Origin of the sequence: Ferruginibacter sp., assembly GCF_031430955.1 — a bacterium.
In the GTDB taxonomy this organism is placed as follows: Bacteria; Bacteroidota; Bacteroidia; order Chitinophagales; family Chitinophagaceae; genus Ferruginibacter.
In genome coordinates, this window is the sequence record NZ_JANPCM010000682.1 from 1 (window position 1) to 7622 (window position 7622).

The window sequence follows — 7622 nt, forward strand, 5'->3', positions numbered from 1 at the left end:
TAATTTTAAAACAATAAGTGACGGGAAGTTTCATTCTGCTTTTTTGCAATTACAACAGGGTGATGCTATTTGGTTTGAGCCGATAAATTTTAGAACTGTAATTTCTATAGAAAATTTTTATGTTGATTTTAAGCCCGATGATAGTACTAAATTTTCAACTATAGATCTGCAGCCAAACTTCAACGATAAACTAACACAAATCTTTAAAAATAAATATCTTTCTCCACGTCCACAATCACCCACACTGCAAATTCCCTGGCAGGGCATTGGCAACTGGTGTTATCCTTTAACGGAAGCAAATATTAATGATAGTGGTATGAGAGTAAAAGCTGGGGTGGAAAATAAAATCTATTTAGATAAAATTCCTTTTGCCACACCATCAGCAATGGACGCAAAGAATATTATTTATACATCGCAATGGGATAATTATCCAAAGTATACAACAATACCTTTAAATGGCAAAGCACAACATGCATATTTTTTAATGGCAGGCAGTACCAATCACCAGCAATCACAATTTACCAATGCAAAAATTATAGTTACTTATGCAGATGCCACAACAGAGGAATTGCCATTAATCAATCCTTCAAACTGGTGGCCAATAGAACAGGATTATTTGGAAGACGGTTTTGCATTTACTACCGGTGCACCAAAGCCTTACCGTTTAATTTTAAAAACAGGGGAGTTTACAAAATCATTTAATAACTATACTTCCATTAAAGGTTTTAGCAACCGTGCTATTGATGGCGGAGCTGCAACAGTAATAGAAATGCCTTTGCAAAAAGATAAAGAATTAAAAACTTTGCAATTAGTTACTTTAGCTAATGAAGTAGTTGCAGGATTGATGAGTTTAACATTGGTCAGATAATTTTATCTAAGTAACAGTTAATTTAAAAGCTGTAATTATTTAATAGTTCTTTTGAATTGCCTTCAGGCCAGGGATAAAATAAATATTTGAGAATGGGCTTTTGCTCAAATATTGATTGGGCAAAAGCCCTGTTCAACTTGAGCCTTATATCACCTATCTAAAGGGACGGTGTAATTAAATTAAAACAAAATTTAGATAATTATTTAATGAAAAAAATATTTATATATACCATAGTTGCATTTTTGTTTTGTTCGCAAAAATTAGGAGCACAACCCATCAACAGAAAAGCTCTTGTTGAAAGACACACTGTCATCAACAAAACAATGGATACACTTTCATCTTTGTCTGTTGGCAATGGCAAATTTGCATTTACAGTTGATGCAACAGGGTTACAATCTTTCCCGGATGCTTATGCAAAAGGCGTTCCGCTGGGCACACAAAGTGAATGGGGCTGGCATAGTTTTCCCAATACAAATAATTATAAAGAAGAAGAAGCATTAAAAACATATCACCTTAACGGAAGTGATGTAAAATACATGGTGCAATGGAATATTCCCGAACAAAATAAAAATGCATCCAATTATTTCCGCCAAAATTTGCACCGCTTACATTTAGCCAATATTGGTTTGGAAATAATAAAAAATGATGGCAGCATTTTTAAAGTTAAAGATGTAAAAAATATCAAGCAAACTTTGAACATGTGGACTGGTGAAATTCATTCTAAGTTTACTGTTGATGAAATTCCTGTAGAAGTAATTACATTTTGTCATCAGCAACAGGATATTATTGGAGTTAAAATTATTTCTTCATTAATACAAAAAGAAAAAATCAGTGTACGTATCAGATTGCCCTATCCAACCGGTGGCTGGGCAGATATGGGCAATAATTTTAAAGAAGAAGAAAAACATCAGTCAACTTTAAAAGAAACATCCCATAATGCTGCAGTGATTACGCATCAACTTGATACAACAAATTATAAATTACTTTTAAACTGGAAAGGAAGGGCAGATATCTCTGCAAAACAAAAACATTACTTTATATTAAAACCAAATAATGCGGATGTATTTGAATTCAGTTGTCAATTTACAGCAGATTCAAAAAATATCAATCTTCCTTCTTTTGAAAAAATAAAAACTAATAGCATTACTTCATGGCAATCATTCTGGCTACATGGTGCTGTAGTTGATTTTACCGGCAGCACCGATTCAGGAGCAAAAGAATTAGAAAGAAGAATTGTGCTCTCACAATACCTCACCAAAATACAATGCGAAGGCGTTAATCCTCCCCAGGAAACTGGTTTAACTTACAATAGCTGGTATGGCAAACCGCATATTGAAATGCATTGGTGGCACGCCGTGCATTTTGCATTATGGGGCAGAGTTGATTTATTGGAAAAAACTTTGGCCTGGTACGATAAGGTTGCACCAATTGCAAAAGCTATTGCACAGCGCCAGGGTTATGAAGGTGTGCGCTGGCAAAAAATGACGGACAATGATGGGAGAGAAGTGCCATCGTCAATCGGTGCATTTTTAATTTGGCAACAACCGCACTATATTTATTTTACTGAGTTGGTATATCGTCAAAAAACAAATTTGCAAACACTGAATAAATATAAAGATCTTGTTTTTGCCACTGCCGATTTTATGGCTTCCTTTGCCCGATACGATTCAGTAACTAAAAAATATGTTTTAGGCAAAGGTGTAATTGCAGCCCAGGAAAGATTTAAAGCAGATACAACTTTTAATCCCACGTACGAATTAGCGTATTGGCATTGGGCATTATCAACTGCACAACTATGGAGAGAACGTTTGCACTTGCCACGCAATAAAAAATGGGATGCGGTAATTAATAATTTATCACCACTACCCATACAAGGCGACAGGTATTTGTTTACAGAAAGTGCAACAGACTCTTACACCAATCCAGAATTTAAAACTGATCATCCTTCTGTATTGGGTGCATTGGGGATGGCACCCGAAACGCCAATGGTAAATAAAATAATTATGCAAAATACTTTCAACTGGATTTGGGATAACTGGAGCTGGAAAGATACGTGGGGCTGGGATTTTCCTATGACAGCAATGACAGCCACACGATTAGGCCAACCCGAAAAAGCCATTGATGCTTTATTGATGAACATCACTACCAACACCTATTTAAATAACGGGCATAATTACCAGGATGGACGATTAACTATTTATTTGCCGGGCAACGGCGGCTTACTCACTGCCATTGCAATGATGTGTGCCGGTTATGACGGTAACACAATAACAAATCCTGGCATACCCAAAAATGGTAAATGGAAAGTAAAGTGGGAAGGATTAAAGAAGATGCTATAAAAAAATGACACTATTTTTTTGCAACTCTCCAAATAGTGTTGCCTCTGTCATCTGCCACCAGCAGCGATCCGTTTTGTGTAAATGCCACACCTACCGGCCGGCCATAAACAGTGCTTTTATCTTTATCTGCAATAAAGCCGGTTAAAAAATCCTGCACAGGTCCTGATGGTTTTCCATTGGCAAATGGAACAAACACCACTTTATAGCCAGAGAGTACGCTGCGGTTCCATGAGCCATGCTGGCCTATAAACATGCCGCCAAAATAAGGCCTGGTTAAATAATTGTTTTCATTAAAAACTAAACCTAACGATGCCGTATGGGCTCCCATTGATACATCAGGAGTAATAGTTGCGTTAACTAAATCCATCCTTTCGCCTTTCATTCTCGGGTCTGCATTTTTTCCATAGTAGGCATACGGCCATCCGTAAAAACCATTTTCTTTTACACTGGTTGCATAATCCGGTACAAGGTCATCACCTAAATTATCTCTTTCATTTACTGCTGTCCATAAAATATTTGTACCTGTTGCCCAACCCATTCCAACAGGGTTGCGTAAACCACCTGCATAAATTCTCTCGCCGCTGCCATCAGGATTTATTTCTAAAATATTTGCCCTGCGGATTTCATTGTCAATACCATGTTCTGCAACATTACTGCCCGAGCCAACTGACACATAAATTTTTGTGCCATCTCTGTTAGCAATTAAATTTCTTGTCCAGTGATTATTATAACCACCTGCAGGCAAATCTAAAATTTTTGTTCCTGTAACTGTCATTTCTGTTTGCCCGGTTTCGTAAGGATACATCCATAAACCATCGGTATTGCCCACATAAAATTTGTTATTTAAAATAAGCATTCCCAGCGGACGGTTTAACCCCGATAAAAATACTTTTTTAATTTCTGCAACACCATCGCCATCATTGTCTCTTAAAAATAAGATGGTGTTGCTGCTTTTGCCCAACTTTATATCACCGGTGCTTTTTGTAAATCCATCGCTAACTGTATTAGCCATGGCAACAAAAATATCGCCGTTGGGTGCCACATAAATCCAGCGTGGGTTATCCAATCTCTCTGCAAACCTTGTTACAGAAAATCCTTCGGGAGCAATGGGAGCTTTATCCTGCGGCCAGCCAATTGTTTTAGAATTATTTCTAACCGCTGGCGTAGCAAACGGCGCAGGAAGTTGAACTGTCTCAGCAAATCCTTCAGTGTTATTAGCATTTTTAGAACTTGTGTTAATGTTTTTTGTATTATGGCATGCCGTGAAAATTATCAGGCATAAAAATGTTATGTATGCAATTTTAAATTTCATCAGAAGTTATTTTTATAAAATTACGGCATAGCTTTGCAAAATAATTATTTTGATGAAAAAATATATTTTTTATTTATTAATAGTCTTATCCCTGCAAAAGAATGCAGCTGCACAGGAAAAGATTGTTGGTGATTCAACATTGTCGATGAATGAAATTGTTGTTACGGCCTTTGAGCAGAACAGGATCATCAACAGCGGTACTATTGTAAAAGTTTTAAGCAATAATAATGCCGACAGATTTAATAAAACTTCTTTGGTAAATGGTTTTAATGCAATTGCCGGTGTAAGGATGGAGGAGCGTTCGCCGGGCAGTTACCGTATCAACATCAGGGGCAGTTCGCTGCGTTCTCCTTTTGGGGTAAGAAATGTAAAGGTTTACTGGAACGGTATTCCTGTTACCGATGCAGGTGGCAACACTTATTTTAATCAGTTTGCATTTAATAATTTTTCTTCGATAGAAATAATTAAAGGCCCGGCGGGCAGTATGTATGGCGCAGGTACTGGTGGAGTATTGTTGATGAACAGTTTTGATAATTCTTTTACACCTTCCCTGAAAGCCGAATATATTTTTGGCAGTTACGGCCTGCAAAATTTTTTATCTTCCATAAGTTTTGGCGAAAAAAATAGTCACAGTCTTATCAGTTATGCTCATAATGAAAGTGATGGCTATCGGAATAATGCAAAAAGTAAAAGAGATAATGCAAATTTTATTTCTCAATTTAAAATTTCTGATAAACAGCAACTCACCGCAAGTATTTTATATAATAATTTATTTTACGAAACACCGGGTGGTTTAACTAAAGCTGAATTTACAGCCAATCCAAAACAGGCAAGGCCGGCTGCTGGTGGCTTCCCTTCCGCAGCCACAGCAAAAGCTGCCATCTATCAAAAAAATTTTACCGCAGGAATAAATCATCAATATAATTTCAACGATAATTTTAAGAACACCCTTATACTTTACGGCGCATTTGCACAAATAAAAAACCCCACATTCCGTAATTACGAACGCCGGAACGAACCAGGCTTTGGCGGGAGAACTTCTTTTATTTATGATAAAAAAATAAATGAAACTAAAATACAATTGGTTGCCGGAGGAGAATTGCAGGAAGGATTTTTTAATACACAGGTGAGTAAAAATAAAAATGGTAACCCCGATACTTTACAAACTAATGATGATATCCGGTACAGCACCTACACCATTTTTGCACAGGCAGATATTAGTATTAAAGAAAACTGGATTATTACTGCAGGCGCCAGCATCAATAAATCGAAAGTAGATTTTACAAGATTGAACAATTACCCTGTGGTGCAGCAAAGCCGCACTTATAAAAATCAATTATCTCCAAGGCTTGCTCTTCAAAAAAAAATAAATAATAATGCTGTATTTGTAAGTATTTCAAAAGGATTTTCGCCGCCAACTATTTCAGAGTTGCTTCCATCCACCGGGGCTATCAGCACTTTTTTAGAAGCAGAGGAAGGAATTAATTATGAAGGGGGAGGGAAATTTTCTTTTTTTAAAAATAAATTACGTGTAGAAGCAACAGGTTTTTATTTTAAACTGAACAATGCGTTGGTAACAAGAAAAGACAGCAGCAACGCCGATTATTTTGTAAACGCAGGTAATACGCAACAAAAAGGAATTGAAATAAGTGCCGACTATTCTATTGCTTTTAAAAATACTTTTCTTAATTACCTGGTGTTGAAATCTTCTTACACACTCAGTAATTTTAAATACGGCGATTTTAAAAAAGGTACTATTAATTTTTCAGGTAAATATTTACCCAGTGTGCCTAAAAACATCATTGCTGTTTTGGCAGACGTACAATTTAAAAAAGGAATTTATTTTAACAGCACCTGGTATTATGCTGATAAAATATTTTTAGATGATGCTAATGCGGTATCGGCAGATGCTTATCACTTATTAGGTTGCCGGGTTGGTTGGAAAGTTAATTTGAAAACTAATAATAAATTAAATTTTTACTTTGGTGTTGATAACCTGCTTAACGAAACGTACAGTTTGGGTAATGATATAAATGCTGCAGGCGGAAGATATTATAATGCGGCTCCGGCAAAAAATTATTATGCCGGCATTGCCTTTGAATGGAGTAAATCTAAAAATCCTTAATGAATAATTATTTTTTTCTTTCAATTTTATTAGATTGGTTAATTTTTTGGGCGCTGCTTCATCATAAGCAAGGGTTAAAGTACCTGTAAAATTGCTTTTAAATTTTTGAAAGATCAATAAATGTCCATCCCTGTTTACCCTATTTGTTGGGCACCGGAAAAATAATTGACTTATCGTAAAGATAAAAATATCCTGATCGGCTATTGACAATTTAATACAAGCCCTGTTATTTTTACTGTTGTAAGTTGCAAATATTTTTTACCCACCCTGAAAGATGTTTTTTCAAAATGCGGTTGTTCATTTGTCCCGGCAAATGACAACGCATTTTTTTAAATATTGCTATATTAATTATGACGATGATTTTTTTCAAGATTTATACCAATTAGACACTGAAACAATACCGTCAGCCTCAGCTTGTCGAAGGCGGGCTAACATTGCACCGGTTTCGACAAGCTGCTAATTACACATTATGCAAAACACTTACTTTCAAATTATTAGACTGTCAGCTTGAGCTTGTCGAAAGCGGGTTTAAAGAAGCACATCGGCTTCGACAATCCCGATTTCAATCGGGACTGACACTCCGATGGAATCGAAGTTTTGTCATTTGCAAAGAGCTTAAATTTTTCTTTTATGAGTACCTCAACCTGACATTTTTTTAATCAGATAGATTCAATGTCTAATTGGTATTATTTATCTATAAGCTTCAACCATTCTTTAATAATTTTTTGTAAATCCTTTTCTTTTGTTTTAACATCCGCCATATCTTTTAATACTGCAATCCTTCTTCCATCTTTATAATCGCCGGTTAATAATCCGTATGTATTTTTTACTTTTGCGCCACTGGGAAAAACCAGCATTATCTTTTCTTTAAAAAGATTAAACACCACTATTTCTCTTTTATATTCTTTCGGGTCAAAAGGCTTCATTTCTCCGGTATAATAAAAACTGGGGTTGTTCCATTTTATGCGTTCTCCCACC

General features: G+C 35.9%; 4 protein-coding genes and 1 pseudogene. 3 read left to right on the forward strand and 2 right to left on the reverse strand.

Features of this window, described 5'->3' with window-relative positions:
- Together ACY65O_RS19460 and ACY65O_RS19465 are read left to right on the forward strand one after the other, a co-directional pair.
- Window positions 1–868, forward strand: a pseudogene (locus ACY65O_RS19460) (DUF4450 domain-containing protein); the annotation flags it as partial.
- A gap of 206 nt (window positions 869–1074) precedes the next feature.
- A complete protein-coding gene (locus ACY65O_RS19465; RefSeq protein WP_462222522.1) occupies window positions 1075–3207 on the forward strand; it encodes a hypothetical protein in 2133 nt (710 codons plus the stop codon).
- A gap of 10 nt (window positions 3208–3217) precedes the next feature.
- On the opposite strand, the gene ACY65O_RS19470 is transcribed toward ACY65O_RS19465, so the two are convergent.
- Window positions 3218–4519, reverse strand: a complete 1302-nt coding sequence (locus tag ACY65O_RS19470) for a PQQ-dependent sugar dehydrogenase (protein WP_462222523.1) — start codon at window positions 4517–4519, stop codon at window positions 3218–3220.
- Between the two features lie 52 nt (window positions 4520–4571).
- Here ACY65O_RS19470 and ACY65O_RS19475 point away from each other — a divergent pair, with 52 nt between their 5' ends.
- On the forward strand, window positions 4572–6644 hold the full coding sequence (locus ACY65O_RS19475; RefSeq protein ID WP_462222524.1) for a TonB-dependent receptor: 2073 nt from the start codon (window positions 4572–4574) through the stop codon (window positions 6642–6644).
- A gap of 686 nt (window positions 6645–7330) precedes the next feature.
- On the opposite strand, the gene ACY65O_RS19480 is transcribed toward ACY65O_RS19475, so the two are convergent.
- On the reverse strand, window positions 7331–7622 hold a 292-nt coding region (locus ACY65O_RS19480; RefSeq protein WP_462222525.1), incomplete at its 5' end, for a DUF1801 domain-containing protein.